Source organism: Amycolatopsis sp. NPDC003731, assembly GCF_053586895.1.
Map to the genome: position 1 here is coordinate 1 of NZ_JBSFNC010000135.1, position 25208 is coordinate 25208.

The 25208-nt window shown below is 73.9% G+C and carries 30 protein-coding genes; 20 read left to right on the forward strand and 10 right to left on the reverse strand.

The features are described 5' to 3' along the window. The 4 genes from ACWDN5_RS37035 to ACWDN5_RS37050 form a co-directional block, all read left to right on the forward strand. Positions 1-190: VOC family protein (locus ACWDN5_RS37035; RefSeq protein WP_449679545.1), on the forward strand; the 190-nt coding region annotated here is incomplete at its 5' end. Beyond that, the gene (locus ACWDN5_RS37040; protein ID WP_310972693.1) at positions 190-510 is read left to right on the forward strand and encodes a metalloregulator ArsR/SmtB family transcription factor; all 321 of its coding nucleotides are present in this window, start codon (positions 190-192) and stop codon (positions 508-510) included. The genes ACWDN5_RS37035 and ACWDN5_RS37040, both read left to right, overlap by 1 nt. Next, positions 507-980, forward strand: a complete 474-nt coding sequence (locus ACWDN5_RS37045) for an SRPBCC family protein (protein WP_449679546.1) — start codon at positions 507-509, stop codon at positions 978-980. Before ACWDN5_RS37040 ends, ACWDN5_RS37045 begins: the two co-directional genes overlap by 4 nt. Further along, positions 964-1569, forward strand: coding sequence for a TetR/AcrR family transcriptional regulator (locus ACWDN5_RS37050; protein WP_310972691.1), 606 nt, complete (start codon positions 964-966; stop codon positions 1567-1569). The genes ACWDN5_RS37045 and ACWDN5_RS37050 overlap by 17 nt, the downstream gene beginning before the upstream one ends. On the opposite strand, the gene ACWDN5_RS37055 is transcribed toward ACWDN5_RS37050, so the two are convergent. After that, complete coding sequence (locus tag ACWDN5_RS37055; protein WP_449679547.1) at positions 1549-2325, reverse strand: SGNH/GDSL hydrolase family protein; 777 nt, start codon at positions 2323-2325, stop codon at positions 1549-1551. The two genes, ACWDN5_RS37050 and ACWDN5_RS37055, sit on opposite strands and share 21 nt — an antisense overlap. Before the next feature lie 239 nt (positions 2326-2564). On the opposite strand from ACWDN5_RS37055, the gene ACWDN5_RS37060 reads away from it, so the two are divergent. Genes ACWDN5_RS37060 through ACWDN5_RS37070 form a run of 3 tightly spaced genes read left to right on the forward strand, consistent with a single transcriptional unit; the run spans position 2565 to position 5827 of the window. After that, positions 2565-3110, forward strand: coding sequence for a hypothetical protein (locus tag ACWDN5_RS37060; RefSeq protein ID WP_449679548.1), 546 nt, complete (start codon positions 2565-2567; stop codon positions 3108-3110). Further along, entirely contained in the window at positions 3107-3781 is a 675-nt protein-coding gene (locus ACWDN5_RS37065; RefSeq protein WP_449679549.1) for a class I SAM-dependent DNA methyltransferase, read from the forward strand. The genes ACWDN5_RS37060 and ACWDN5_RS37065 overlap by 4 nt, the downstream gene beginning before the upstream one ends. A 30-nt stretch (positions 3782-3811) precedes the next feature. Further along, positions 3812-5827 carry a DUF1707 domain-containing protein gene (locus ACWDN5_RS37070; protein ID WP_449679550.1) on the forward strand — a complete coding sequence of 672 codons (2016 nt, stop codon included), beginning with the start codon at positions 3812-3814 and terminating at the stop codon, positions 5825-5827. Here the strand turns inward: ACWDN5_RS37070 and ACWDN5_RS37075 are convergent. Beyond that, positions 5824-6333, reverse strand: coding sequence for a CGNR zinc finger domain-containing protein (locus ACWDN5_RS37075; protein ID WP_449679551.1), 510 nt, complete (start codon positions 6331-6333; stop codon positions 5824-5826). The two genes, ACWDN5_RS37070 and ACWDN5_RS37075, sit on opposite strands and share 4 nt — an antisense overlap. A gap of 26 nt (positions 6334-6359) precedes the next feature. On the opposite strand from ACWDN5_RS37075, the gene ACWDN5_RS37080 reads away from it, so the two are divergent. Then, positions 6360-6524 carry a hypothetical protein gene (locus ACWDN5_RS37080; protein WP_167455070.1) on the forward strand — a complete coding sequence of 55 codons (165 nt, stop codon included), beginning with the start codon at positions 6360-6362 and terminating at the stop codon, positions 6522-6524. Positions 6525-6526: 2 nt separating this feature from the next. Here ACWDN5_RS37080 and ACWDN5_RS37085 read toward each other — a convergent pair whose 3' ends face one another. Further along, on the reverse strand, positions 6527-7561 hold the full coding sequence (locus ACWDN5_RS37085) for a site-specific integrase (RefSeq protein WP_449679552.1): 1035 nt from the start codon (positions 7559-7561) through the stop codon (positions 6527-6529). An 88-nt stretch (positions 7562-7649) separates the two neighbouring features. On the opposite strand from ACWDN5_RS37085, the gene ACWDN5_RS37090 reads away from it, so the two are divergent. From ACWDN5_RS37090 to ACWDN5_RS37110, 5 genes are all read left to right on the forward strand, one after another. After that, complete coding sequence (locus ACWDN5_RS37090) at positions 7650-7994, forward strand: YciI family protein (RefSeq protein ID WP_449679553.1); 345 nt, start codon at positions 7650-7652, stop codon at positions 7992-7994. Beyond that, positions 7991-9181, forward strand: coding sequence for an RNA polymerase sigma factor (locus tag ACWDN5_RS37095; RefSeq protein WP_449679554.1), 1191 nt, complete (start codon positions 7991-7993; stop codon positions 9179-9181). Before ACWDN5_RS37090 ends, ACWDN5_RS37095 begins: the two co-directional genes overlap by 4 nt. A gap of 178 nt (positions 9182-9359) precedes the next feature. Next, on the forward strand, positions 9360-10451 hold the full coding sequence (locus ACWDN5_RS37100) for a hypothetical protein (protein WP_449679555.1): 1092 nt from the start codon (positions 9360-9362) through the stop codon (positions 10449-10451). 9 nt (positions 10452-10460) lie between these two features. Next, positions 10461-10811: an ArsR/SmtB family transcription factor gene (locus ACWDN5_RS37105; RefSeq protein ID WP_449679556.1), complete on the forward strand. Its 351-nt coding sequence runs from the start codon at positions 10461-10463 to the stop codon at positions 10809-10811. After that, positions 10808-11242: an SRPBCC family protein gene (locus tag ACWDN5_RS37110; protein ID WP_449679557.1), complete on the forward strand. Its 435-nt coding sequence runs from the start codon at positions 10808-10810 to the stop codon at positions 11240-11242. Before ACWDN5_RS37105 ends, ACWDN5_RS37110 begins: the two co-directional genes overlap by 4 nt. A 21-nt stretch (positions 11243-11263) precedes the next feature. Here ACWDN5_RS37110 and ACWDN5_RS37115 read toward each other — a convergent pair whose 3' ends face one another. Beyond that, positions 11264-12193, reverse strand: coding sequence for an AraC family transcriptional regulator (locus ACWDN5_RS37115; protein WP_449679558.1), 930 nt, complete (start codon positions 12191-12193; stop codon positions 11264-11266). Between the two features lie 82 nt (positions 12194-12275). Here ACWDN5_RS37115 and ACWDN5_RS37120 point away from each other — a divergent pair, with 82 nt between their 5' ends. Together ACWDN5_RS37120 and ACWDN5_RS37125 are read left to right on the forward strand one after the other, a co-directional pair. Further along, complete coding sequence (locus ACWDN5_RS37120) at positions 12276-13097, forward strand: NAD(P)H-binding protein (protein ID WP_449679559.1); 822 nt, start codon at positions 12276-12278, stop codon at positions 13095-13097. 17 nt (positions 13098-13114) lie between these two features. After that, a complete protein-coding gene (locus ACWDN5_RS37125) occupies positions 13115-13573 on the forward strand; it encodes an anthrone oxygenase family protein (RefSeq protein ID WP_449679560.1) in 459 nt (152 codons plus the stop codon). Here the strand turns inward: ACWDN5_RS37125 and ACWDN5_RS37130 are convergent. Genes ACWDN5_RS37130 through ACWDN5_RS37150 form a run of 5 tightly spaced genes read right to left on the reverse strand, consistent with a single transcriptional unit; the run spans position 13570 to position 17514 of the window. Further along, the gene (locus ACWDN5_RS37130) at positions 13570-14055 is read right to left on the reverse strand and encodes an AraC family transcriptional regulator (RefSeq protein WP_449679561.1); all 486 of its coding nucleotides are present in this window, start codon (positions 14053-14055) and stop codon (positions 13570-13572) included. The genes ACWDN5_RS37125 and ACWDN5_RS37130 overlap by 4 nt on opposite strands. After that, a complete protein-coding gene (locus tag ACWDN5_RS37135; protein WP_310976063.1) occupies positions 14055-14390 on the reverse strand; it encodes a YciI family protein in 336 nt (111 codons plus the stop codon). Before ACWDN5_RS37135 ends, ACWDN5_RS37130 begins: the two co-directional genes overlap by 1 nt. A 1-nt stretch (position 14391) precedes the next feature. Further along, positions 14392-15150 (reverse strand): alpha/beta fold hydrolase, encoded by a 759-nt coding sequence (locus ACWDN5_RS37140; protein WP_449679562.1) that lies wholly within the window; start codon positions 15148-15150, stop codon positions 14392-14394. Then, positions 15147-16421 (reverse strand): RNA polymerase sigma factor, encoded by a 1275-nt coding sequence (locus ACWDN5_RS37145; RefSeq protein ID WP_449679563.1) that lies wholly within the window; start codon positions 16419-16421, stop codon positions 15147-15149. Before ACWDN5_RS37145 ends, ACWDN5_RS37140 begins: the two co-directional genes overlap by 4 nt. 22 nt (positions 16422-16443) lie before the next feature. Beyond that, on the reverse strand, positions 16444-17514 hold the full coding sequence (locus ACWDN5_RS37150) for a TetR/AcrR family transcriptional regulator (protein ID WP_449679564.1): 1071 nt from the start codon (positions 17512-17514) through the stop codon (positions 16444-16446). Between the two features lie 86 nt (positions 17515-17600). On the opposite strand from ACWDN5_RS37150, the gene ACWDN5_RS37155 reads away from it, so the two are divergent. Beyond that, positions 17601-18776: a cytochrome P450 family protein gene (locus ACWDN5_RS37155; RefSeq protein ID WP_449679565.1), complete on the forward strand. Its 1176-nt coding sequence runs from the start codon at positions 17601-17603 to the stop codon at positions 18774-18776. On the opposite strand, the gene ACWDN5_RS37160 is transcribed toward ACWDN5_RS37155, so the two are convergent. Beyond that, positions 18759-19535 (reverse strand): TetR/AcrR family transcriptional regulator, encoded by a 777-nt coding sequence (locus ACWDN5_RS37160; protein WP_449679566.1) that lies wholly within the window; start codon positions 19533-19535, stop codon positions 18759-18761. The genes ACWDN5_RS37155 and ACWDN5_RS37160 overlap by 18 nt on opposite strands. A gap of 80 nt (positions 19536-19615) precedes the next feature. On the opposite strand from ACWDN5_RS37160, the gene ACWDN5_RS37165 reads away from it, so the two are divergent. The 4 genes from ACWDN5_RS37165 to ACWDN5_RS37180 are packed head-to-tail and all read left to right on the forward strand — an operon-like array spanning position 19616 to position 24961. Then, positions 19616-20542, forward strand: coding sequence for an ATP-binding cassette domain-containing protein (locus ACWDN5_RS37165; RefSeq protein WP_449679567.1), 927 nt, complete (start codon positions 19616-19618; stop codon positions 20540-20542). Continuing rightward, positions 20539-21321 (forward strand): ABC transporter permease, encoded by a 783-nt coding sequence (locus ACWDN5_RS37170; RefSeq protein WP_310976070.1) that lies wholly within the window; start codon positions 20539-20541, stop codon positions 21319-21321. Before ACWDN5_RS37165 ends, ACWDN5_RS37170 begins: the two co-directional genes overlap by 4 nt. Before the next feature lie 44 nt (positions 21322-21365). Continuing rightward, positions 21366-23867 (forward strand): DEAD/DEAH box helicase, encoded by a 2502-nt coding sequence (locus tag ACWDN5_RS37175; RefSeq protein ID WP_449679569.1) that lies wholly within the window; start codon positions 21366-21368, stop codon positions 23865-23867. Beyond that, complete coding sequence (locus ACWDN5_RS37180) at positions 23864-24961, forward strand: SWIM zinc finger family protein (protein WP_449679568.1); 1098 nt, start codon at positions 23864-23866, stop codon at positions 24959-24961. Before ACWDN5_RS37175 ends, ACWDN5_RS37180 begins: the two co-directional genes overlap by 4 nt. The last annotated feature ends 247 nt before the right edge of the window (positions 24962-25208 follow it).

Here is a 25208-nt window from a genome sequence, read left to right on the forward strand (position 1 = left end):
GCCGGGTCCGCGGCACTTCCAGCTGCAGACCACCGACGTCGACGCCGATGTCGCCGCATTGCGGGCGGCCGGGGTCGACGTCGCCGACCCGGACGAGCGGCCGTGGGGCCGGGCGACGTCGTTCCGGGACGTCGACGGGCACACGATCGGTCTCCTGGAACCGTCGGACTTCGGCGCCGTCCCGCGCTGATGCCGGTCAACGACGACGTCTTCGCCGCCCTCGCCAGCCCGGCGCGGCGCGAAGTGCTGCGGCTGCTGCTCGACGGCCCGATGCCCGCCGGTGCCATCGCCGAACGGTTCGAGATGGCCCGGCCCAGCCTGTCGGAGCACCTGCGGGTGCTGCGCGAGGCGGGCCTGGTCACCGAACAGCGCCAGGGCCGCAACCGCGTCTACCGCCTCGACGCGGCCCCGCTCGAGGAAGTCGCGGACTGGCTCACCCCGTACGAGCGCTTCTGGCGCACCAAGCTCGCCACCCTGCGCGACCTGCTGGACGAAGAGGAAGACCTGTGACCGACGACGACCCGGCCGCGATCCACGTCGACCAGTTCCTCGCCCACCCGGCCCGCAAGGTGTGGCGCGCACTGACCGAGCCGGCCCTCCTCGAACGCTGGCTCAACATGCCCAACGACATCAAACCCGTGGTGGGGCACCGGTTCGAGCTGCTGGCCGAGCCGGTGCCCGCGGCCGGGTTCGCCGGCGGCCCGGTCGAGTGCGAGGTCCTGGAGGTCGAACCCGAACGCAGGCTCAGCATCCGCTGGGGTCCGCAATGGACGGTGACCTGGCGGCTGGAGCCGGAGGGCACCGGCACCCGGCTGTTCCTCAGCCACGAAGGGTTCGACCCGGACGACGAGTTCCAGCGCGTCTCGCGCCGGATCATGGGTGGCGGCTGGCGCTCCCACGTGCCCCGGGCCCTGGCCCGGCTGCTGGACTCACTGCCCGATCCGGCGCCGTTAGGATCGGAAGGTGACCCCCGCCGCTGAGCCCGCCGAGCCGAAACCCCTGCGCGCCGACGCCCGGCGCAACCGGGCGCGCGTGCTGGAGGCGGCCGAGAGCGTGTTCGCCGCCAAGGGCACCGGGGCGCCCACCGAAGAGGTCGCCCGCGTCGCCGGTGTCGGCATCGGCACGGTCTTCCGGCACTTCCCGACGAAGGAGGCGCTGCTCGAAGCGGTGCTCTTCGCGCGGCTGAGCCGGTTCGTCGACGAGGCCGAGACGGCCGTGGCCGCGGAGTCCGCCGACCCGGGCGGCGCGTTCTTCACGTTCCTCGGCAGCTGGGTCGAGATGTCGAGCGCGAAGAACGCCTACTTCGAAGCACTGACCGCGGCCGGGGTCACGGTGCCGGTGGCGAAGTCCGACATCGGCGCGCGCCTGCTGTCGGCATTGGGCGTGCTGCTCTCGCGGGCGCAAGCGGCGGGCGCGGTCCGGACCGACCTCGTCGTCGGCGAGTTGATCCCGGTGATCATCGGCGTGGCCCGGGCCGCCGAGTACGCCGGCCCGGACGCGCCCCTGCGCGACCGGGCCGTGGACATCCTCTTCGACGGCCTCCGCCGGTCAGCGGGGGACCGGCGCTGAGCCGACCGGCGCCAGCGTCGGGCGCTTCGCGGTGAGCGTGTCCCCGGAGGATTCGCCCTTCACCCGCCGCCGCACCCACGGAAGGGCGTGTTCCCGTGCCCACTGCAGGTTCTGGCTCCGGCGCGCCGCCGGGCTCAGCACCACGCGCGGCGCCGGTTCGGAGTTGACCAGCGGATGTTCCACGCCGAGGACCCGCAGCACCTCGATGGCGACCTCGGTGTGCCCGAGCGCGTTGAGGTGCAGGCGGTCCGGCGCCCAGAACCGGCGGTCGCACAGCTGCCGCATCGACCACAGGTCCACCAGCAGCGCGTCGTGGCGGGCCGCGATGCCGCGCACGAGTTCGTTGTAGATGGCCACCCGCCCGCGGATCGTGCGGAAGAGCGGGTCCTCGACGCCGTCGACCCCGGTGAACAGGACGAGCCGGGCCCCGGTCGCCCGGATCTTCGCGACGGCGGCTTCGTAGCCGACCATCAGCGCGTCGATGTCGACCTTGGGCCGCATCAGGTCGTTGCCCCCGCCGTAGAGGGTGACGAGGTCGGGTGCCATGGCGAGCGCGGGCTCGAGCTGCTCGCCGAGGATCTGCGGCATCAGCTTCCCCCGGATGGCGAGGTTGGCGTACCGGAAGTCCGGTTCCCGCGCGGCGAGCTGTTCGGCGACGCGGTCGGCCCAGCCGCGCACGCCGTTCGGGGCGGCGGGATCGTCGTCGCCGACGCCTTCGGTGAACGAGTCCCCCAGAGTCACTAAGCGCTTGCTCATGTGTCCAGTGTAGGCAGAGCGGGACCGGGTGGTGCGTGCCGCCCGCGACGGCACGCACCACGGCCGGCTTAGGCGCAGACGCCCCCCAGGGTCGCCCATTTTGTGCGCGGCGATGTTGTGCCAGATCGACTCGCCGTGGCCGTCCTCGCCGCCGCTCCAGCCGAAGGTCAGCCCGCTGATGCGACTCGTCCTCGTTGGCGCAGCCTCCCCAGTTCGTGGCCCCGGAGGAGCCGTGCCACGTGCGGATGACCGTGCACGCGAACCTCGGCCACGCCGGCGACCACCGGGCAGCCGGCACGCACCTGACCGAAGCGTTGCGCCTGGCCGAGCAGTCCGGTGACCTGGCCGCGCAGGCCCGCACCCACGTCATCCTCGCGCAGGCCTACGGCCAGCAGGACGCGCTCGCCGCCGCGCTGGAGCACGCGACCACGGCGCTGCGGCTGGATGGCCGTGGTGAGCCGGCGCCGGAGCACCGCGCCGCTTCGCTGCGGCTGATCCGCAGGCTCGACCACCCGACGCTGGAGCCGGACGTGCTGGACAGCCTCGGTTTCATCGCCGACCACACCGGCGAGCACCAGGCCGCCGTCGGCTACTACCGCCAGGCCGTAACCGCGTACTTGGCCTGCGGCGGCGAGTACTTCGAACGCGGCGCGGGCCACCTGGTCGCGGGCGCTGGCGATGTACCGGCGGCAGCACCGCGAGGAGGCGGCGGCGCGGCTGCTGTAGACCGCTCTGCGCGAAATCCGTGGACCACCCGGTGCCCGGCCGGTACGACGGAGAGGTGACCTCCTACGACGCCATCGCCGACTGGTACGAAACCACGCTCGTCCCCGGCTGGCGGGAGGATCCGCTGGAGTTCGGGCCGGTGCTGCGGGACCTCCTCGGACCGGGCGCGGGAGCGTGCCTCGAGCTGGGCTGCGGCACCGGCGCCCACGCCGGGCGGATCCGGCAGCTGGGCCGCACACCGCTCGGCGTCGACGTCTCCGCGGGGATGCTGCGGCACGCCGGGGCGCGGTTGCCGGTCGTGCGAGGCGATGCCACGGCGCTGCCGATCGCGACCGGTGCGCTGCCCGCCGTCGTGGCGATCATGGTCCACACCGACATGCCCGAATATCCCGCCGTGCTGCGCGAAGCGGCCCGGGTCCTGGCCCCGGGCGGGGTGTTCGTGCACGTCGGCGTGCACCCGTGCTTCTGCGGCGGGTTCGCCGACCGCACCGACGCCCGCGCGGTCGTCATCCGGCCCGGCTACCGGGAGCCCGGCTGGACCATGGAGTCGTGGAGCGACCAGGGCCTGCGGGACAAGGTCGGCGCCACCCACCGGCCGCTGCCCGCGCTGCTGGGCGCGGTCCTGGAGGCGGGATTGGTGTTCGAGCGGTTCGCCGAAGGCGGCGCGCCGACGCCGACGGTCTTCGCGTGGCGGGCGAGAAAGCCTTACGCCGAAGGAACTAGCCGCTGACCGGGATGTCCGGATCGCTATGCTCCCGCGATGGCAGGCGGGGCACGGCGTGCGGAGACCCGGATCGGTGACGAGGCCCGCGCGGCGGCCACCCGCACGTTGGCTGCGGCGTTGCGGGACGGCCGGCTCGACCTGGCCGAGTACGAACGGCGGCTGTCGGTCGTCGTGGCGGCCCGCGTGCGGAAGGACCTGACCCCGGCGGTCGCCGATCTGCCCGATGGGTCCGGCCGGCGCGGTCCCGCGTTGAGGATCTCCACGGCGGACCGCGAACAGGCCCTGGTCCGGCTGGCCGGCGCCCTGACCGACGGCCGCCTCGAAGCGCGCGCCTACGCCGACGCCGAGCAGCTGCTGAACCGAGCCGTCACCTACGCCGACGTCGACGCCGTCGTCGGCAACCTGGACGCCAAGGCCAGCCTCGCCGAGCGCGACCAGGCCGTCGCCCGCGTCGAAGCGGCGGTCGCGGCCGGGCTCCTGGACCCGGCCGAGCAGCACGACCGTGTGGCCGCGATCCGGCGCGCCACCACCGACGCCCAGCTGGCCGCCCTGGTGGCAGACCTGCCCGCCGGAGCAGGCCCGGCGCGCTCGCCGCGGGCCTCCCACGCGGACCGGGAAGCCGCTGTGGCGCAGCTGCAGGAAGCCGTCGACGCGGGGGTGCTGGACCTGCGGGAGTTCGACGAGCGGGTGCGCGCGGTCTACGCGGCCCGGCTGCACGACGAGCTGGCGAGGCTGCTCGCGGACCTGCCGCAGCCGCCGCCTCCGCCGGCCGCCGTGCCGCCCGCGTCGCCGGCCGCCGTGCCCCGGCAGAAGCCGCCGTCGGTCCGGGCCGGGGTAACCGCCGCCGTGGTCGCGGCCGTCGGCATGTTCCTGATGGTCGGCGTCGTGATCGTGCTGGGGAAGGCGGGGCTGACCGCCGCGGCCGTCGTGGTGGCGTCGGGGTGGGCGATCGTGTTCGTCGCGCTCGTGGTGTGGGCCAAGCAGACCACGACGGCGGCCATCGCCGCGGAAAGCGCTTCCCACCTCGACCTCCGGTTCCCGCCGCTCCCGGCCGAACCGACCTGGGTCGACGTGGATCCGGCCGAGTGGCAGCCGAAGGGGAAGGAACCGGCGCGCACGCGGACGCTGGGCCGGCACAAGGGCGACCTCCGGTCGATGACCACCCTGGTCCTGCCGGGCGGCACCCCGGTGGCGATCACCGGCGGCCGCGACAACACGGCCAGGGTGTGGGACCTGACCGACGGCTCGTGGCGGCACACGCTCACCGGTCACACCCACGACGTGGTGGGCGTCGCGGCCATGGTCCTGCCGGACGGCGTCCCGGTCGCGGTGACGGTCAGCCCGGACCGGACCGCCCGCGTGTGGGACCTCCGGGACGGGTCGCCACGCCGGGCACCGCTGAAACTGGGCTACCAGCCGGAGGGGGTGCGCTGCCTGTCGCTGGCCGACGGCACGCCGGTCGTGGTCGTGCACAGCACGTCCGAGGCGATCCAGCGGTGGGACCTGCGGGACCACAGGATGCTCGGGAAGGTCGGCAGCAGCTCCTTCGACATCCTCGTCGACGCGATGGTCCCGGTGGTGCTCCCCGACGGCACGCCGGTCGTGCTGGCCACCGGCTGGGAAGGTCCGATCAAGGCGCTGGACCTGAAGACCGGGAAGACCCGGTTCGAGCTGCGCGGCCACACCCACTCCGTGCGGGCGATCGACACGACGGTGCTGCCTGACGGCACCGCGGTCGCGGTGTCGGTCAGCGGGGACAAGACGATCCGCATCTGGGACCTGCGCCGCCGCGCCCTGCGCCAGACCATCACCGGCTTGACCGACGCTCCGGAAGCGGTCGTGTGCACGTCGCTCCCGGACGGCACCCCGATCGCGGTCGCCTGCGACTTCGAGCGGAACACGACGGTGCGGGACCTCCGGGACGGTTCCGAGCTGCCGTACCGGCTCGAGCTGTGGGGCGACTTGCTGGGCGCGGTCGCGCTCCCGGACCGGACCTTGCTCCTCGGCCTCGGCGACACCGACTCCGCCGCGACCGTCCACGAGTTGACCTAGGCGCTGACCTGCCGGGCCCGGTGTTCGGCGACGTGCACCCGCGTCGCACACCGCGTCGAGCAGAACCGCCGGCGGCCGTTGCGCGAGGTGTCCACGTACGCCGTTTCGCAGCCTTCGCGGCTGCAGATGCCCAGGCGATCCGGGGCTTCGCACACCAGGTGGGCCAGCCCGCCCGCGGTGTACGCGCGAACCCGGCCGACCGGCCCGGCGTCCTCCGCCGAGTAGTGCAGGTGGGGCGGCTTGCCGTCGTGGGTGGTGATGTACGGACGGCACGCCGCTTCGGCCAGCAGCTCGTTGACCAGATCCGGGCGGGCGGTGACGTCGGCGGCGAACACCGGGCGCAGCCGGGTGGCCCACGCGCCGATCAGGGCCGCTTCGCCGTCGGTCAGGGCCTTGATCGCCATGCCGTTGCGGACCATGCCGTCGAGGAGCTCGCTCGCGGAACCGGCGTTGACCAGGTCCGCGGCCACCAGCGCGGCCGGACCGCCGTAAGGGTTGAAGTGCACAAAGCCATTACACCACGATCGGGGGCATGGACCGGAACCGTTGCCCCCGCTGCGGCTGGCCGCTCGCCGAACTCCCGGCGGCCGCGGCGCAGCCCGTCACCCCTCGGCTCGACTACGTGCGCTGCGTCTGCGGCAGCTGGCTCGCCCGGTGGGACGGCGAAGTCGTCGGCGCCACCCGATCGGCACCGTGAACTCAGAGGTCGAGCGCGCCCGCCGCGTTGTCGTTCCACTGGTCGACGCGGCGGATGTACTCGTACAGCGCCCGGCTGCCGCGCACCCAGCGGCCCTGGTCGGCGATCGCGAGGTCGTCGGCCCCGGCCCGGCGGGCCTCGGTGGCGAACCCGGACCGCAGCGAGTGGCCGGTGACCGGGTACGGCAGCCCCGCGCGGACGCCCGCCCGGGTGAGGATCTGGTTGACGCCGGTCGTGGTCAGCGCGGGCTCGCCGACGTTGCCGTGCCGATCCACCCGGCGGAACGCCGGCCCCTCGGTGAGCCCCGCGCCCGATCGCCACGCGTGCCACGCCCGCACCGGGTCGGTGTCGGGGCTTTCGCGCCGCGGGACGACCATGTCGCCGGTGCTCTTGCCGTGCCGGACCGTCACCGCGAGCCCGCGGTCGTCGACCGGCTGCACGTCGGTGACCAGCAGGTTCGCCAGGTCGGAGCAGCGGGCGGCGATGGGGAAGCCGATCAGCAGCATCGCCCGGTCGCGCGCGCCGGCGAGGGTGTCCGGGCACGCTCGTGACATCGCCCGCAGGTCGGCGAGGGTGACCATGGTGGCCTTGCCGCGGCCGCGCTGAACGCCCTCGCGCGCCAGCCGCTGCCGGTAGCCCTTCAGCGCCCGCCACGCGGCGCGGCTGGCTTCCGGATCGACGATCACCTTGTGGTGGCGCAACCCGGCGAGCGCACCGGTGAGACGCCGCTCGATGGTCGACGGCGCCGCCGGGGCCGCGCGTTCGGGGACTTCCGGCACGGCCCGTTCGCCGGGTCGCAGCGTGCGGCCGCGTTCCAGCCACACGACGAACCCGGTCAGGGCGCCGATGGTCGCCGACCGCGGCGGGATCCCGGCTTCGGCGGTGTAGTCCTGCCAGACCTGCCAGTCCTGGGCGTAGGCCTTGAGCGTGTTGGGCGGCCGCTGCTCGTCGACGTGCCGGGCGGCGGCCTCGTCCAGCAGCGCCAGCCGCTCGCGCGCGCTCAGCGCGGCGTCGGTCACCGGTTCCAGCTCGGGCACGCGCCGAGGTTACGGGATCCCGGTAGGTTCCCCTGTCGATCCACGCGGGTGCCGTTCGTATCAGCGGTAAGACACCGAGGAGGACGACATGAAGCAGTACCTGCTCAGCATCTACCAGCCCGACGGCCCGACCCCGCCGCCCGAGGTCCTCGACGGCATCGTGCGCAAGCTCGACACGCTCAACGCCGACCTCAAGGCGGCCGGGGCCTGGGTGTTCGCCGGCGGGCTGCACCCGCCGTCGACCGCCACCGTGCTGCGGGCCGGCGACGGCGACACCCTCGTCACCGACGGCCCCTACACCGAAGGCAAGGAACACCTCGGCGGGTTCACCGTCATCTCCGCGCCCGACCTCGACGCCGCGCTCGCCTGGGGTGGCCGGCTCGCCGACGCCGTCGCCCCGCTGCCGGTCGAGGTGCGGCCGTTCCGGGAATGAGCGTCGAGGAGGTCTTCGCCGCGGAGTACGGCCGGGCCGTGTCGGTGCTCGTGCGGGTCTTCGGCGACATCGACGTCGCCGAAGAGGCCGTGCAGGACGCGTTCGCCGAGGCGGTCCGGCGGTGGCCCTCGGCGGGGCTCCCGCCGAGCCCGGCGGGCTGGATCATCACCACCGCCCGCAACCGCGCCATCGACCGGCTGCGGCGCGAGGCCGCCCGGGCGGACAAGCACGCCCAGGCGGCATTGCTGCACGCGGAAACCGAGCCCGTGGAGGAGGGCGCCGTGCCCGACGAACGGCTCCGGCTGATCTTCACCTGCTGCCACCCGGCGCTGGCCCGGCCCGCGCAGGTCGCGTTGACGCTGCGGCTGCTCGGCGGCCTGACCACGGCCCAGATCGCGGCCGCGTTCCTGGTCGCCGAGCCCACGATGGCCCAGCGGATCGTCCGGGCGAAGAACAAGATCCGCGACGCGGGCATCCCGTACCGCGTCCCGCGCGACGCCGACCTGCCCGCACGGCTGGCCGCGGTGCTCGCCGTGCTGTACCTGATCTTCAACGAGGGGTACGCGGCCAGTGCGGGGGAGGAGCTGATCCGCGCCGAGCTGTGCCGCGAGGCGATCCGGCTCACCCGCGTCCTGGCCGGGCTGATGCCCGACGAGCCCGAGGTGCAGGGCCTGCTCGCGGCGATGCTGCTGATCGACGCCCGCCGCGAGACGCGCACGACCGCGTCCGGCGCCGTCGTGCTGCTGGCCGACCAGGACCGGTCGCGCTGGGACGCCGGCCTGATCGCCGAAGGCCAGGAGATCGTCCGCCGCTGCCTGCGCCGCAACCAGCCGGGCCCGTACCAGATCCAGGCGGCGATCCAGGCCGTGCACAGCGACGCGCCCACGGACTGGTCCCAGGTCAAGGCGTTGTACGACCAGTTGCTGACCCACACGCCGACGCCGGTGGTGGCGCTGAACCGGGCGGTGGCGGTCGCCGAGGTCGACGGTCCGTCCGTGGCGCTGGAGCTGGTCGAGCAGCTCGATCTGCCGCGGTTCCCGCTGTTCCACGCGATCCGGGCGGATCTGCTCGCGCGGGTGGGGCGCCCGGAGGAGGCCGCCGCGGCCTACACGACGGCCATCGAGCTCACCGGTAACGCCGCGGAACGGGCGCTGCTGGAACGGAAGCGCGCGTCAACCCTGGGTTGACGTTTCGGGGGTCCTAGTTTTTGAGCCCCGATCCGGTCCTCGTTTGCTCCCGGCTCATCCGTCTGGTTCTGGGTTTGGATATGTGACATTATCCAAACCCAGAACCAGTCTTACTTCTCTTTAAATTTTGAACAGCTACTTCCAGTTCTGAATAGAAGCTTTGATAGAGTAACCCGTCATGACAGAAGACGCTGGTCAGGTGCGGGTGTGCGAGTACCGGAGGTGCGGAGCACCGCTGCCGCCCGCGGTGGGGCGGGGGAGCCGGGCGCGGTTCTGCCAGGACGGGAAAACCTGGGGGCGGCGCAACCTCAGCTGCCGGGACGCCGAGGCCGTGCTCTCGGACGCGGAGTCGCTGCGCGAGAGCGACACCGAACTGGACGACACCGCCGTCACCGCGCTCGCCGGCCAGGTCGATCGCGTGCTCGAGCCGGCCCGCGGGCTGGTCGAAACCCTCACGACGCTGCGCCACCAGCTCGAGGCGACGACCGCCACCGCGCTGGCCGAGCGCGACGCGGCCCTGGCCGAGGCCGATGACCACCGGCTGCAGCGTGGCCGCGCGGAAGCCGAAGCCGCCCAGGCCCGGGACATCGCCGAGACCGCGGTCGCCGAGGCGGCCGCGGCCGAGCGGGACAAGGCGGCCGCGCTGGGGGAGCGCGATGAGGAGCGGGCCGCTCGGCGGGCTGCGGTCCAGGAGCGGCAGCGGGCCGAGGGGCAGCTGGCCGCGGTGCGCGACGAGCTCGCGCGGGTCGCCGATCGGGCCGACGCTTCCGCGGCCCTCGCCGGCGAACGGGCCGCGGTGATCGCGACGCTGACCGCCGAACTGGCCGCCGTCCGGGCGGCGCTCGACGAGGAACGCGGGCGCGGGCAGGCCGCCGTCGCGCGGGCCGAGGCCGTCCAGGAACGGCTCGACGCGGCCCGCGACGACCACGCCAAGGCGGCCGCGGCGCTCAGTTCCGCCCGTGACGACCACGCGAAGGTGACAGCAGCGCTGGCCGCTGCCCGCGATGAGCACGCCCAGGCGATAGCGGCGCAGGAAGCGGCGCGTGCCGGGTTCGACCAGCGGCTCGCCGAGCTGCAGGCGGGGCATGAACAGACTGTCCGGTCGATGCACGAAACCACCACGAACCTCGGCGCCGAACTGCGGACCGCGTCCAGCCGGGCCGAAGCGGCCGAGCGCGAGCTGGCCGGCGTGCTCACCGCCTTGCGCGATACCCCCGAGCTGCCCTCGACACTTAAGCAGTTACTTGACCGTCAGGCATCGCGGAGTTAACTTAAGTAGGTGCTTAACCATGAGGAGTCGCTGGACCTGGTGTTCCGCGCCCTGGGTGATCGGACCCGGCGGGCGCTGGTGGAGCGGCTCGTGCGCGGCCCAGCGTCGGTCAGTGAGCTCGCCGGGCCGCTGACCATGTCGCTCGCCGCCGTCGTGCAGCACCTGCAGGTGCTGGAGACCGCCGGGATCGTGCGGTCGGAGAAGGTCGGCCGCGTCCGCACCTGCCGGCTCGAACCGGCGGTGCTGCGCGCGGGCGAGCAGTGGCTGGGGCGGCAGCGCACCACGTGGGAAAGCAGGCTCGACCGGCTCGGCGATTTCCTCGCCGAGCCGCCCGGAACGTCGGAAGGGAGCACGTCATGACCGTCTTGCACAGCACGTTCAGCCTGGAGCGCACCTATTCGGTCCCGCCGGAGCGGGTGTTCGCTGCCTGGGCCGACCCGGAGGCGAAGAAGCGCTGGTTCGCGGCCACGGCGGAGCACGAGCTGGACTTCCGCGTCGGCGGCCGGGAGACCATCGACGCCCGCACCCCCGCCGGCGGCCCGATGACCTTCGTCGCGACCTTCCACGACATCGTGCCCGAGCAGCGGATCGTCTTCTCCGGCACGCTCACCGGTGACGGGGCGCTCGCGACCGTCTCGACCACGACCGTGGAGCTGCTCGCCGAAGGCGACGGCACGCGGCTGGTCCTCACCGAGCAGGACACGTTCCTCGACGGCGCCGAGAAGCCGGAGTGGCGCGAGCAGGGCACCGGCGACTGGCTCGACCGGCTCGGCGGCGAACTGAAGTCCTGATCAGCCTGTCACGGGTGAACGTCACGTTCCGGTCCGGTAGTGCTGCGGGCTGACGCCGAACTCGCGCTTGAAGGCCGCGCTGAGGGCGAACGCGCTGCCGTAGCCGACCTGGCGGGCGATCGAGGCGATGGTCGTCTCCGGGTGCTGGCGCAGGAGGTCCGCGGCGAGGGCGAGCCGCCACCCGGTCAGGTACGCCATCGGGGTCTCGCCCACCGCGGCGGCGAACCGGCGGGCCAGCGCGGCGCGGGACACGCCGACGTCGGCCGCGAGCTTCGCGACCGTCCACGGTTCGGCCGGCTGGTGCTGCAGCAGCCGCAGTGCCTGGCCGACCACGGGGTCCTCGTGCGCCCGGTACCACGCCGGGGCGCTGGTGTCCGGCCGGTCGAACCACGCCCGCAGCGCGGCGATCAGCAGCACGTCCAGCAGCCGATCCAAAACTGCTTCCTGACCGGGGACGTCCCGGCCGATCTCGGTGGCCAGCAGCCCGGCGAGCGGGGTCGGCCAGTCGGCGGCGCGCAGGACGATCAGCGCGGGCAGCGCGGCGATGAGCTTCCGGCTGATTTCGCCTTCCATGCCGTAGGTGCCGGTGAGCAGCACCACCGGGCCGCCGGTGCCCCAGGTGCGGACGCCGAGGTCGGCGTAGGCGGTCAGGAGCCCGCCGTCGGGGGTGCGGCAGTCCTGGCCGGGCAGGATGAGCGCCTGCGGCGGGGTCGACGGGTGGTCGGCGACCAAGTACGGCTCCGGGCCGCGGGTGATCGCGACGTCGCCTTCGCCGAGCAGGACACCTTCGCCGCCGTCGGGCACGATCCACGCTTCGCCGCGCACCACCGACACGACGGTCAGCGGCGCCCGGTCTTCGATGCGCAGCGACCACGGCGGGGTCAGCACCGAGCGCAGCAGGAACGCGCCGTGGGCGCGAGGGCCGTCGAGGAGGGCGGCAAGCGGGTCCATACGCCCGACTGTAGACGCTGGAACATGCGATCAAGGCTTTGAACCATGGAGAGTCTCACTGCGAGCCGCTTGACTGAATGGCATGACAACGAACTTCCTGGTGGTGGGCGGCACCGGCAAGACCGGGCGCCGGGTGGCGGACCGGCTGCGCGAGCGCGGCGAGAAAGTGCGGATCACATCCCGGCGCGGGGTGCCACCGTTCGACTGGAGCGACCGCGGGACCTGGGCGGAGGTGCTCACTGGCGTCGACGCGGTGTACCTGACCTATTACCCCGATCTGGTGGTACCGCAGGCGGCCGGCGACATCCGCGCGTTCACCGGACTCGCGGTGGCGGCCGGCGTGCGGCACCTGGTGCTGCTGTCCGGCCGCGGCGAAGAAGAAGCCGAGGCGTGCGAAGGGATCGTGCGGGAGGCCGGGACCGGCTGGACGGTCCTGCGGTGCAGCTGGTTCGCCCAGAACTTCAGCGAGCACTTCCTGATGGACGCCGTCCGCGCCGGGGAGATCGCGCTGCCGGCGGGAACGGTGACGGAGCCGTTCGTCGACGTCCGCGACGTCGCCGACGTCGCGGTGAAGGTGCTGACCGAACCCGGCCACACCGGGCGGCGGTACGAGCTGACCGGGCCGCGGCTGCTGAGCTTCGCCGGCGCGGCCGCGGAGATTGCCGCCGCCTCCGGGCGGGATGTCCGCTATGTTCCGGTTTCGGCCGGGGAGTTCGCGGCCGCGGCGGCGAGCCAGGGGGTGCCCGAGGCGGAGGTCGGCGCGCTGACCGAGCTGTTCGCCCGCGTCCTCGACGGCCGGAACGAGTCGGTGACGCACGACGTGGCGCGGGTGCTGGGCCGTCCGGCGACGGAATTCGGCGAGTTCGCGCGGGAGGCCGCCGCGACCTGGGTCTGGACGCGGTGACGGGGAAGGGGAAACCGATGGCGACGGTGGTGCTGGTGGCCGCGCTGGTCGCGGCGGGACTGATCGCGGGGTTGTTCTACGCCTACGCCTGCTCGGTGCTGCCGGGTCTGGCGCGCGGGGACGACAAGACGTTCGTCGAGGGCATGCGCGGGATCAACATCGCGATCGTCAACCCGGTGTTCATGCTGACCTTCCTGGGGTCGCCGCTGCTGGCCGGGGTGGCGGTGTTCCTGCACTTCGGTTCGCCGTCGCTGCCGTGGGTGATCGCGGGGTTCGGGTGCCTGGCGGGGATGGTGCTGCTCACCGGGGCGGTGCACATCCCGCTGAACAACGCCCTCGACCGCGGCGGCGACGACTACGCGGCGGTGCGGGCGGCCTTCGAGACGGCGTGGGTGCGCTGGAACGTGCTGCGCGCCCTGGTGAGCACGGCGGGGTTCGGTTGCCTGGTCGGGGCCGTGCTCACCGGGCGCGGCTAGTTTCCGAGACGGAAGAGCAGGTCGGTGACCCACTGCGCGGGGTCGGGGACTTCGCGCGGGTTGGTGCGCAGGACTTCCAGGCGGCAGCCCCATTCCTCGCCGTCCGGTCCCTCGGTGCGGTCCCAGCTCAGGCCTTCGGCAGCCCCCCAGGCGAGGACGGCCTCGGTGGCGGCGGCGAGGCCGTCCGGGGCGCCGACGTAGGTGTCGAGGACATACCGGCCCGCCGGGAGTTCGCCGAGGAAGGCGGGCTCGGCCGGCGTGTGGTCGCCGTCGATGGGCACGCCGGCTTCGACGGTGAACCGCATCCCCGGGTGCAGCACGCGGTAGCGGAAGAACGGGGCTCCGGCCGGGGCCACGCCCTCGGCGGCGAGGGTGCCGATCAGGGGTGGCAGCCGGTCGGCGATCCGCGGGAACTCCGGGATGGCGAGAGTGGCGCGCTCGGCGACGTAGCGCTGGGCGGGCCGCTCGACGACGGCGGGCATCAGGCGAAGTCCTCCGGTCCGAGCATCGGGCGGACCTCGATGCTGCCGTAGGTCGCCGCGGGGTGGCGGGCGGCGAGGTCGAGGGCTTCGTCGAGGTCGGCGCAGTCGAGGATGACGAAGCCGCCGATCTGTTCCTTGGCTTCGGTGAACGGCCCGTCGGTGAGCAGGACTTCGCCGTCGCGGACGCGGATCGTGGTGGCTTCCGTCGGCGGGCGCAGGCCACCGCCGCCGCGGATCTTGCCGCGGCGTTCCATGTCTTCGCTCCAGCCGCCGCAGCCGTCGTAGGCGTGTTCTTCGGCGGTCTCGTCGCCGCAGATCATCAGCAGGTACTGCATGTCAGCATCCTTTCAGGACTTCGCGCAGGCGCGCGGCGAAAGCTTCGGAGTGGGTGTCGAACCCGCCGTGGCCGCCGGGGAAGACCGCGGTCTCGGCGCCGAGGGCCGCGGCCAGCCCGAGGGCGGCCTGGTGGACCGGCATTGCGGTGGACTGCTCGCCGACCGCGACGACCAGCCGCGCGGGTGTCGCCCGGAGTGCGTCGAGATCGGGCTCGTAGGTGCCGGTCGCGGGCATGAGGTGGCCGAAGAAGTAGGCGAAGTTGCCTTCCGCGCGCGGGTCGAGCGGCGGGGCGGGGTCGACGCCCACGACTTTCATGAACGCGGCGAAGGCGGCGGCGAGGCCCTCGTCGCGGAACAGGGCCGGGATGTCGGGGCCGTCGAAGGCGGGCAGGTACCGGGTGACCGGGGGTTCGTGCAGCACGACCGTGCCGACGTCGCCCGCGTGGTGGCGCAGGAGTTCGAGCAGGGTGATTGCCCCGCCGCTGCTGGCCAGGACGTCGGCGGGGCCGACTTCGGCGAGCAGCCGGTGCACGTCACCGGCGTGGTCGCCGACCGGGTCCGGGCCCGGGGTGCCGTCGAGGGGGCTGCGGGACAGGCCGCGCGGGTCGAAGGTGACGACGGTGTGGTCTTCGGCCAGCAGCGGCCGCAGGTGCGTGAACACCTGGGCGTCGGCGGGTCCGCCGGGGACCAGCAGCAGGGCCGGGCCGGTGCCGTCGACGTCGTAGGTGAGGGTGGCGCCGGGGACGGCGAGGGTGGTCATGGGGCTTCCTCCGGTGGTCGGGTTTCCCCAGCCCGACGAACGGCGTCGCCCGGGACCGACACGAGGGCCGAAATTCTTCGCGTGAGGTAGGTGCGTTCGGCTTCGGTGCCGGCCAGGTCGCGGGCGCGGGCGTACCAGTGGGCGGCTTCGGCGGGGCGGCCGAGGCGGCGGAGGAAGTCGGCGCGGGTGGCGGCCAGCAGGTGGTAACCCTCCAGCGGCAGGGCGTCGAGGAGGGCGAGCCCGGCTTCCGGGCCGTCGGCCATGCCGATCGCGATGGCGCGGTTGAGGTCGACGACGGCGCTGGGGACGTGCTTGTGCAGCTGGTCGTAGAGGCCGGCGATCTGGGGCCAATCGGTGTCGGCGGCGCGGGCGGCGGTGGCGTGGCAGGCGGCGATGGCGGCCTGGATCTGGTACGGCCCGGGACGGCGGCGGCGCAGCGCGGTCTCCAGGATCGTGGTGCCTTCGGCGATGGCGGCGGTGTCCCAGCGGGTCCGGTCTTGTTCTTCGAGGGGGACGAGGACGCCGTCGGTGTCGGCGCGGGTGGCGCGGCGGGCGTGCTGCAGGAGCATCAGGGCGAGCAGGCCGAGGGCTTCGGGTTCGTCGGGCATCAGCCCGGCGAGGACGCGGGCGAGCCGGATCGCTTCGGCGGCGAGGTCCGGGCGGAGCAGGTCGGGGCCGGTGCTGGCGGAGTAGCCCTCGTTGAACGTCAGGTAGAGCACGCCGAGCACGGCGGTGGTGCGTTCGGGCAGCAGGTGGGCGGGCGGGACGCGGTAGGGGATGCGGGCGTGGCGGATCTTGCGCTTCACCCGCACCAGCCGCTGGGACATGGTCGCTTCGGGGACGAGGAAGGCGCGGGCGATCTCGGCGGTGGACAGGCCGGCGAGGGTGCGCAGGGCGAGCGCGACCTGGGCTTCGGTGGCCAGTGCGGGGTGGCAGCAGGTGAAGATGAGCCGCAGCCGGTCGTCGGTGACGCCGCTGTCGTCGGGTTCGGGTTCGTCGCGGAGGTCCATGCGGCCGGCCTCCCTGAGCTTGGCGGCGCCGAGGGCGTCGCGGCGGAGCCGGTCGGTGGCGCGGTGGCGGGCGGCGGTGGTCAGCCAGGCGCCGGGGCGGTCCGGGACGCCGTCGCGGGGCCACGTGCGCAGGGCCAATGCGAAGGCTTCCTGGGCGCATTCCTCGGCGAGGTCCCAGTCGCCGGTGACCCGGATGAGGGTGGCCACGACCTGGCCCCACTCTTCGCGGAACGCCTCGGCGACCGCGGTCTCGACGTCCACCACCCGCTCCTTCCCGCCGGTTTCACCCTCCCGACGAACGGCCGGGCCCGGGACCGACAGCCGCCGCGTGACACGCCCCGAATCCTTCCGCGCGGGCGACGATCCGGCCGGTTTCGACGCGGACGGCCGTTTCGGTGGCGTCGCTGACCGCGGTGACGCCGGCGGCGGCGGCGAGGGCGCCGGTGGCGTCGCAGACCAGCCGCAGCCGGGGCCGGGCGGGGGCGGTGATCGCCTGGTCGAGGCAGGCGCGCAGGTCGGCGACGGCGAGCCGGGCCAGCGGGGCGAGTTCGCCGGGGTCGCTGGTGACGAGCACGGCGGTGACGTCGGCGCCGGTGCGGACGGCTTCTTCGAAGGCGGCGGCGCGGTGCAGGCCGAGGACGGTGACGACGCCGTCGCCGGGCCGGAAGGTTTCGCCGGTGAGCAGGTCGGTGGCTGCCGGTGGGTCCCACGGCCGTGCGTCGGGGCGGGCCCGGGTGGTGATCGGCGGTTCGGCCGGCCAGTCGTCGGCCAGGCCGAGGTCGAGCAGGGCGGCGCAGGCGGTGACGAGGTGGAACGGTTCGCCGAAGCCGGGTGCGGCGGCGGCGAGCTGGCTCGCGCCGTGCAGCGTGGTGAGCGCGGCTTCGGCGACCCGGACGAGCCGGCGTCCCGGGTGGACGCGTTCGAGGGCGAGCCCGAGCAGGACGGCGTCGACCCGCATGAGCTGCGCGAACGGCCGTCGGGTGTGCTCGTCGGCGAGGATTTCGGGCAGGAGGTCGCGGGCGAGGCGGGCGTCTTCGCTGTCGCTGTCGGTGGCCAGCGGGAGCCGGGCGATCCAGGCGCGGGCGAACGCGGCCAGGACGTCGGCGGCGGTGGGGTCCGGGGGCGGGACGGCGAGGCGGGGGGCGCATTCGGCGAGGTCGGCCAGGACCGCGAAGTAGAGGGCGCGTTTGCCGGGGAAGTTGGAGTAGACGGCGCCGCGGGTGAGTTCGGCGCGTTCGGCGATGACGTCGATCTTCGCTTCGCGGAAGCCGCGGCGGGCGAACTCGTCGCGGGCGGCGGTGAGCACCTTGGCGCGGTTGCGTTCCTGGGTTTCCGCCCTGCTGAGCCTGACCATCGTCCTCCTTGCCGTGGGATCGCCGGTCAAGATACCGTGACCACTGAGATGATTAGAACATCTGATTTGAACATCTGGAGTGGTGGATGACCCCCGAGATCGACTTGACCGACCCGAAAGTGCTCACCGACCCGTTCACCGCCTACGACCACGCGCGGGAACAGGGCGCGGTGGCCAAGCTGGTCATCCCCGGGTTCGGCCCGTTCTGGGCCCTGACCCGCTACACCGAAGCGCGCGCGATGCTGACCGACCCGCGGTTCGAGGTGAACTCCGGCAGCTTCCTGCGCCCGCCCGGTGTCCCCGAGCACTGCCTGCAGTACCTGGAGACGATGTCGGAGAAGGACGGCCCGGAGCACCTGCGGCTGCGGCGGCTGGTCGCCCCGGCGTTCACGCCGAAGCGGGCCGCGCGGCTGCGGCCCCGGCTGGCGGCGATCACCGAGCGGCTGCTCGACGAGTTGCCCGGGCACGCCGAGGACGGCGTGGCCGACCTGGTGCCGCACTTCGCGCGGCCGTTGCCGATCGACGTCATCTGCGAGCTGGTCGGCATCCCCGGCGCCGATCGGCCGCGCTGGCGGGAGTACGGGGCCGCGGTCGCGAGCGGGATGGGACCGGACTTCGCCGCGGCCATCCCGGCGATCGTCGAAGGCGCGAAGGAAGCCGTGGCGCGCAGCCGGGCCGAGCCGGGCGACGACCTCATCGGCGATCTGGTCCGGGTGCAGGAGGAGGACGGGGATCGGCTCACCGACACCGAGCTGGTCACCCTGGTCTGGCACCTCGTCCTCGGCGGTCAGACGCCGGTGAACCTCATCGCCAACTCGGTCGAGACCCTGCTGCGGCACCCGGACCAGCTGGCCCTCCTGCGTGCCGGCGCCGGGTTGTGGCCGGGTGCGGTGGAGGAGCTGATGCGCTTCTGCAGTCCCCAGCTGCTGACCACGCCGAGGTTCGCGCGCGAGGACGTCGAGATCGGCGGGGAGCTGATCCGCCGGGGTGAGCGGGTGACGGCGGCGATGGTGGCCGCCGATCGCGACCCGCGTGTCTTCGAAGACCCGGACCGGTTCGACCACACCCGCTCGGGGCCGGCGCAGCTGGGCTTTTCGCACGGGCCGCACTTCTGCCTGGGCGCCTCGATCTCGCGGGTGCAGACCGAGGTGGCGTTGTCGGCGCTGTTCGCGCGCTTCCCGGATCTGGCGCTGACCGAGGACGTCCCGCGGGCGCCCGACGGCGGGACCTGGCGGCCGGCGCGGTTACTGCTGTCGCTGTGAGATGAGCGCTTCGATGCCGTCGAGGACGCGGGCCAGGCCGAAGCGGAAGGTGTGGGCCGGGTTCTCGGCGGCGTTGTGGGCCTCGCCGGCGGCCTGGCCGACGCGGGAGGAGATCGGGTAGTGCGCCGCGTCGGCGGCCGGGATGCCGGCCAGCACCGGCCAGGCGCGCTCCCACCACTGGGCGTCGGTCATCCCGGTGGCGCGGACCAGGCGGGCGTTGTCGAGGGAGCTGCGCGCGGTGGTGCGGACCAGACCGGTGACGAGGGCGACCACGGAGTCCATCTCGACATCGCCGAGGCCGATACCGTCGATCGCGCGCAGCTCCCGCTCGTACTTGGCGAAGCTGTGCGGACCCAGGGCCGAGCGGCTGGTGGTGACCTCCAGCAGCCACGGGTGGCGGTGGAACAACGCCCACTGGTCTTCGGCGATGGCGGTCAGCGCCGCCCGCCAGCCGAGTTCCTCGCCGGGGGGTCCCAGTTCGCCGTGGACGTGGTCGATCATCAGGTCGAGCAGCTCGGCCCGGCCGGGGACGTAGGTGTAGAGCGACATGGGGGAGACGCCGAGCTGCTCGGCGACGCGGCGGATGGTGACGGCGTCGATGCCGTCGGCGTCGGCCAGGGCCACCGCGGCGCGAACGACGTCGGCGGTGGCCAGTTTGGGTTTCGGGCCGCGGCGCGGGGGTGCCGGCACGCCCCAGAGCAGTTCGATCGCCCGCCGCGGGTCGCCGTCACCGTTCTCCTGCGTGCTCACGCCGGCCATTCTGCCCACCTGATTTCCGTACAACGTACAGAGTTGTGCTAATCTCTTCTTCGTACACTGTACAGAGTTAAAGGGGCAGGATGACTCCGCAGATCCACGCCGAGGGACTTCGCAAGCGCTACGGCGACGCGTACGCCCTCGAGGGGTTCGATCTCTCCGTCCCGGCCGGCACCCTCTGCGGCCTGCTGGGACCCAACGGCGCGGGCAAGACCACCGCGGTCCGCGTGCTCTCCACGCTGCTGCGCCACGACGGCGGCGTCGCGCGGGTGGCCGGGCACGACGTCGCCACCGAACCGGCGAAGGTGCGTTCGGCGATCGGGCTGGTCGGGCAGCAGGCCGCCGTCGACGAAATCCTGTCCGGGCGCCAGAACCTGATCCTGTTCGGCCGGCTGCACCACCTGGGCCGCCGCGAGGCCACCCGCCGCGCCGACGACCTCCTGGAGCGGTTCGGCCTCGCCGGCACCGGTGCGAAGCCGGTGTCGGCCTACTCGGGCGGGATGCGGCGGCGCCTGGACCTCGCCGCGTCGCTGCTGGCCGCCCCGCGGGTGCTGTTCCTCGACGAGCCGACGACCGGACTCGACCCGCGCAGCCGGCTGGAGGTCTGGCGGGCGGTCCGGTCGCTGGTCGCGGACGGGACGACGGTGCTGCTCACGACCCAGTACCTGGAGGAGGCCGACCAGCTGGCCGACCGGATTTCTCTGGTCGAGCACGGCCGGGTGATCGCCGAAGGCACCCCGGCGGAGCTGAAGGGCTCGCTCGGGGCGACCCGGATCGAGCTGGTGCTCACCGATCCGGACGCCCTCGGCGCCGCGGCCGGGCTGCTCGCCCGGGTCACCGGAGCCGATCCGGTCACCGAGGAACTGCGGGTGAGCGCGCCGGCCGAGCCGTCGATGCTGACCGACGTGGTGCGGGAGCTGGCGGCGGCCGAGCTGGCGTTCGCCGACGTGGCGCTGCGGCACCCGACGCTGGACGAAGTGTTCTTGGAGCTGACGGGGGTGGCGCGATGAGGTGGGCGATCGAAGACGGCTGGACGCTGACCCAGCGCTACCTCGCGCAGCTGGCCCGGCGCCCGGCCCGTCTCGCCGGGGTGGTGGCGTTCCCGATCCTGATGGTGCTGATCTTCGCCTACCTGCTCGGCGGCGGGATGAGCGTGCCCGGCGGCGGCTCCTACCAGGAGTTCCTGATGCCGGGGATGTTCGCGATGACCATGGCCTTCGGGCTGTCGGGGACGATGATCGCGGTGCTGGACGACACCGGCAAGGGCGTCACCGACCGGTTCCGGTCGCTGCCGATGGCGCCCTCGGCGGTGTTCACCGGCCGGGTGGCGGCGGATCTGGTGAACGCCGTCCTCGCGCTGGCCGTGCTGCTCGGCTGCGGGTTCGCCGTCGGCTGGCGCCCGCACGGCAGCCTGGGCGAGACCCTCGCGGCGCTGGGCCTGCTGCTCCTGCTGCGGACGGCGCTGGTCTGGGCCGGGATCTACCTGGGCCTGCTGACGTCGGATCCGTCGATGGTGTCGCTGGTGCAGACCCTGGAATTCCCGTTCGGGTTCCTCTCCGGCGCGTTCGTGGCGACCTCGACGATGCCGGCCTGGCTGGGCACCGTGGCAGAGTGGAACCCGTTGTCCTCCACGGTCACCGCGGCGCGGCTGCTGTTCGGCAACCCGGGCGCGGCCGGCACGTCCTGGGTGAGTGCGCACGCGGTGGCGATGGCCGTGGTCTGGCCGCTGGTGCTGCTGGCGGTGTTCGTGCCGTTGACGGTGCGACGGTACGGGAGGCTGGGGAACTGAACGTCTGCTTCGCACCAGGCGAACCACCACGAGCGGGCCGCCTGCTGGTCGACGGCCGTGACCTGTCCATTGCGGACGGTCTGCCGGAACTGCTCGCCGGCGACGACGCCTTCTGGGCGACGGCGGCGCAGGCGGCGTTGCGGCTGGTCGCGGCCGGACGGCTGCTGCCGGGCGTCACCGAGGGCGGGCACGACGCCTGGCGCGTCGGCCCGCTGGAACCGGCGGAAGCGGCGTGGCTGCGGGACCTCGCGGCCGCGATGCCGCCGGACGAGCGGGCGCCGGGGCCACTGCTGCGGGCCTTCCTCGACGCCGTCGCCGACACGCTGCCCCGCACGCCCGCCGCGGCCAAGGCGGCCGGGACGCGGCTGTTCGCCGCCGTCGCACCCCAGCGCGCGGATTCCCTGCGCGACTGGGCCGACGAACTGGCCGCCGGCCTGGATTCGGGCATCCGGGTGTCCCTGCGGGTGGAGGCACCGGAGGGCTTCGAATCCGGCCGGCTCCACGCGGTGGTCCAGGTGCACAGCCTGGCCGACCCGGGGCAGATCGCCGACGCGGCGCAGTTGTGGGAAACCGGGCGGTTCGGGCCGCGGGCCCGCATCGACGTCCTGCTCGCCCTGCGCCGCGGGGCACAGGTGTGGCCGGCGCTGAGCCCGCTGCTGACCTCGGCGGTGCCGGCCGAGGTGACCCTCGGCGAGGACGACGTCGCCGAGCTGGTCGCGGCCGCGGGCCCGCGGCTGGCGGCCGCCGGGATCGACGTGCACTGGCCCGCAGAGCTGGCGGGCTCGCTGACCGCGCGGGCCGTCGTCCGCGCCGGCGACGACCCCGGCGACCTGCCGTCGTTCTTCGGCGGCGGCCGCGCCCTGGCGTTCGACTGGCAGCTCGCCCTCGGCGGTGAGGTGCTGACCGAGGCGGAGCTGGACGCCCTCGCCGAAGCGCGCCGCCCGGTCGTGCGGCTGCGCGACAGGTGGGTGCTGGTCGACCCGGCGCTGGCGGCGAAGGCGCGGGAGCGGGCGCTCAAGCCGCTGAACCCGGTCGACGCGCTGGGTGCGGTCCTGTCGGGGACCACCGAGGTCGACGGCGAAGTGGTCGAGGTCGTCACCGGCGGCTGGCTGGCCCGGTTGCGGGAACGGCTGGCGCAGCCACCGGAACCCCAGACACCCCCGGCCGGGCTGGCCGCGACGCTGCGGGACTACCAGCTGCGGGGCCTGCAGTGGCTCGCCACCGTCACCGGGCTCGGCCTCGGCGGGTGCCTCGCCGACGACATGGGCCTGGGCAAGACGGTCACGCTGATCGCGCTGCACCTGCACCGGGCGTCGGGGCCGACCCTGGTGGTGTGCCCGGCCTCGCTGCTGGGCAACTGGGAACGCGAGATCCGCCGGTTCGCCCCCGGCGTGCCGGTGCGGCGCTTCCACGGCAGCGCCCGCTCCCTCGACGAGCTCGACGGGTTCGTCCTGACCACCTACGGCACGCTGCACACCGATCCCGCGCCGCTGGCCGCGGTGCGGTGGGGGCTGCTGGTCGCCGACGAGGCGCAGCACGTCAAGAACCACCGCTCGGGCACCGCGAAGGCGCTGCGGCTGGTGCCGGCGGCGGCGCGGGTGGCGCTGACCGGGACGCCGGTGGAGAACACGCTCTCGGAGCTGTGGGCGATCCTCGACTGGACCGCGCCCGGGCTGCTGGGTTCGCTGAGCGAGTTCCGGACGCGGTGGGCGAAGCCGATCGAGGCTGGCGACACCGCGGCGGCCGAGCGGCTGTCGCGGTTGCTGCGGCCGTTCCTGCTGCGACGGCGCAAATCCGACCCGGGGATCGCGCCCGAGCTGCCGGCGAAGACCGAGACCGACCGGCCGGTGGCCTTGAGCGCGGAGCAGGTGGCGCTGTACGAGGCGGTCGTGCGGGAGATGATGGCCGACATCGCCGCGAGCGACGGGATGGCCCGGCGCGGCCGGATCGTCAAGCTGCTGACCGCGCTCAAGCAGATCTGCAACCACCCCGCGCAGTACCTGAAGGAGCCGGGCGGCCGGTCGGGCAAGGTGGAGCTGCTCGACGAGCTGCTGGACACCATTCTCGCCACCGGCGGCGCGGTGCTGGTGTTCACCCAGTACGTCGCCATGGCGCGGCTGCTGGAGAAGCACCTGGCCGGGCGGGGGATCGCGACGCAGCTGCTGCACGGCGGGACCCCGGTGGCGCGGCGCGAGGAGCTGGTGGCGCGGTTCCAGAACGGCGAGGTGCCGGTGTTCCTGCTGTCGCTGAAGGCGGCCGGGACGGGCCTGAACCTCACCCGCGCCGACCACGTCGTGCACTTCGACCGCTGGTGGAACCCGGCGGTGGAGGACCAGGCGACCGACCGGGCGTACCGGATCGGGCAGACCCGGCCGGTCCAGGTGCACCGGCTCGTCGCCGAGGGCACGGTCGAAGACCGGATCGCGGCGATGCTGCGGGAGAAGCGGGCGCTGGCCGAGGCGGTCCTGGCCGGCGGCGAGGCCGCGTTGACCGAACTGTCGGACACCGAGCTGGCCGAGCTCGTCGAACTGAGGAGCCGCGGATGAGCGACGACCGGGTACGCGGCTTCCCCGCGTTCGGCGCGGGCGGGCACCTGGCGCGTTCGTGGTGGGGCCGGGCGTGGGTGCGCGCGATGGAGGACACCGCGCTGGACCTGCGTCAGCTGAAGAAGGGCCGCAAGTACGCGGCGGCCGGCCTGGTCGGCCCGATCACGGTCAGCCCGGGCCGCATCGCGGCGACGGTCGAGGACGCCGACGGCGGCCCGTACCGCACGCAACTGCGGCTGGCGGAGCTGCCGGAGCCGGACTGGACGCGGTTCCTCGACCGGGTCGCCTCCCGCGCCGGGCACCTGGCGGCCCTGATGGATCGCGACCTGCCACCGGACCTCGTCGAGGCGGCCGGCGTCGACCTCCTGCCGGGGATCGGCGACCTCGACCCGGAGTGCGACTGCCCGGGCTGGGAGTTGCCCTGCCGCCACGCGGCGGCGCTGTCGTTCCAGGCTTCGTGGCTGCTCGACGCGGACCCGTTCCTGCTGTTGCTGATGCGCGGCAAGGGGGAGCGGGAGCTCCGGTCCGAGCTGGAGAGCCGCACGGCACCGGTGGCTTCGGCTTCGGCCTCGGCTTCGCCGGAGTCGGACCGGGTGCCGGGGGAGCTGCCTTCGCTCGACGCGTTCCGGCCGTCGGGTGCCCCGTCGATCCCGGCGGCGCCGGGGGTGCCTGCCGCGGCGTTCGAGCTGCTGGCGGAGAACGCGGCCGGCCGGGCGCGGGCGTTGCTGGCCGGACGGCCGTGGCCACGACGGCAGGACGCGGTCCGCTTGGCGGCGGAGTTCCCCGCGGTGGCGGGACGGCTGGGTGAGGGTGCGGGCTTCGCGCGGGCGGTGGCGGCGTGGCGCTTCGGCGGGCCGGACGGCCTGGAGGTGCTGGAAGCGGCCTGGACCCCACCGAAAGCGGTGGTGGCGGCCGCCCGGGCGGCCCTGGCGGAGGCCGAGGGGGAGCCGGTGTTCGAGCGGAACCGGTGCACGGTGGGTGCGGTGCAGCTGAGGCTGGATCGCCGCGGCCGGTGGCACCCGTACCGGCTCGAGGGGCAGGAGTGGTGGCCCGCGGGCGTGCCGGAGAGCGACCCGGGCTTGCTGGTGGGCTGAGCTCGACCGCGCCCGGGCGGCCCAGCGCGGCGGTACCCATTCAGTCCGCGACTGCCAGGGTCTGCTGGTGGGCTGAGCCGCGGTCGGGCTACGGCGGCGCGCGGCGGCCCGACCGCGGCTGCCGGGATCCTCGTGCGCCTTCACTCGCCGGGCCGCGCCGCTTCCACCCTCCCGGCCGCACCCTTGCCGCCGCTTCCCTGGCCGGTGGTGAGGTCGCGAATGACTCATTCGGGACACCGGAGGTCCC

Coding starts and splice junctions, on each gene's coding strand:
- ACWDN5_RS37040 (WP_310972693.1), top strand. CDS start 190: ATGCCGGTCAACGACGACGTCTTCGCCGCCCTCGCCAGCCCGGCGCGG.
- ACWDN5_RS37055 (WP_449679547.1), bottom strand. CDS start 2,325: ATGAGCAAGCGCTTAGTGACTCTGGGGGACTCGTTCACCGAAGGCGTC.
- ACWDN5_RS37070 (WP_449679550.1), top strand. CDS start 3,812: ATGGCAGGCGGGGCACGGCGTGCGGAGACCCGGATCGGTGACGAGGCC.
- ACWDN5_RS37080 (WP_167455070.1), top strand. CDS start 6,360: ATGGACCGGAACCGTTGCCCCCGCTGCGGCTGGCCGCTCGCCGAACTC.
- ACWDN5_RS37090 (WP_449679553.1), top strand. CDS start 7,650: ATGAAGCAGTACCTGCTCAGCATCTACCAGCCCGACGGCCCGACCCCG.
- ACWDN5_RS37095 (WP_449679554.1), top strand. CDS start 7,991: ATGAGCGTCGAGGAGGTCTTCGCCGCGGAGTACGGCCGGGCCGTGTCG.
- ACWDN5_RS37100 (WP_449679555.1), top strand. CDS start 9,360: ATGACAGAAGACGCTGGTCAGGTGCGGGTGTGCGAGTACCGGAGGTGC.
- ACWDN5_RS37110 (WP_449679557.1), top strand. CDS start 10,808: ATGACCGTCTTGCACAGCACGTTCAGCCTGGAGCGCACCTATTCGGTC.
- ACWDN5_RS37115 (WP_449679558.1), bottom strand. CDS start 12,193: ATGGACCCGCTTGCCGCCCTCCTCGACGGCCCTCGCGCCCACGGCGCG.
- ACWDN5_RS37120 (WP_449679559.1), top strand. CDS start 12,276: ATGACAACGAACTTCCTGGTGGTGGGCGGCACCGGCAAGACCGGGCGC.
- ACWDN5_RS37125 (WP_449679560.1), top strand. CDS start 13,115: ATGGCGACGGTGGTGCTGGTGGCCGCGCTGGTCGCGGCGGGACTGATC.
- ACWDN5_RS37130 (WP_449679561.1), bottom strand. CDS start 14,055: ATGCCCGCCGTCGTCGAGCGGCCCGCCCAGCGCTACGTCGCCGAGCGC.
- ACWDN5_RS37135 (WP_310976063.1), bottom strand. CDS start 14,390: ATGCAGTACCTGCTGATGATCTGCGGCGACGAGACCGCCGAAGAACAC.
- ACWDN5_RS37140 (WP_449679562.1), bottom strand. CDS start 15,150: ATGACCACCCTCGCCGTCCCCGGCGCCACCCTCACCTACGACGTCGAC.
- ACWDN5_RS37150 (WP_449679564.1), bottom strand. CDS start 17,514: ATGGTCAGGCTCAGCAGGGCGGAAACCCAGGAACGCAACCGCGCCAAG.
- ACWDN5_RS37155 (WP_449679565.1), top strand. CDS start 17,601: ATGACCCCCGAGATCGACTTGACCGACCCGAAAGTGCTCACCGACCCG.
- ACWDN5_RS37160 (WP_449679566.1), bottom strand. CDS start 19,535: ATGGCCGGCGTGAGCACGCAGGAGAACGGTGACGGCGACCCGCGGCGG.
- ACWDN5_RS37165 (WP_449679567.1), top strand. CDS start 19,616: ATGACTCCGCAGATCCACGCCGAGGGACTTCGCAAGCGCTACGGCGAC.
- ACWDN5_RS37170 (WP_310976070.1), top strand. CDS start 20,539: ATGAGGTGGGCGATCGAAGACGGCTGGACGCTGACCCAGCGCTACCTC.
- ACWDN5_RS37180 (WP_449679568.1), top strand. CDS start 23,864: ATGAGCGACGACCGGGTACGCGGCTTCCCCGCGTTCGGCGCGGGCGGG.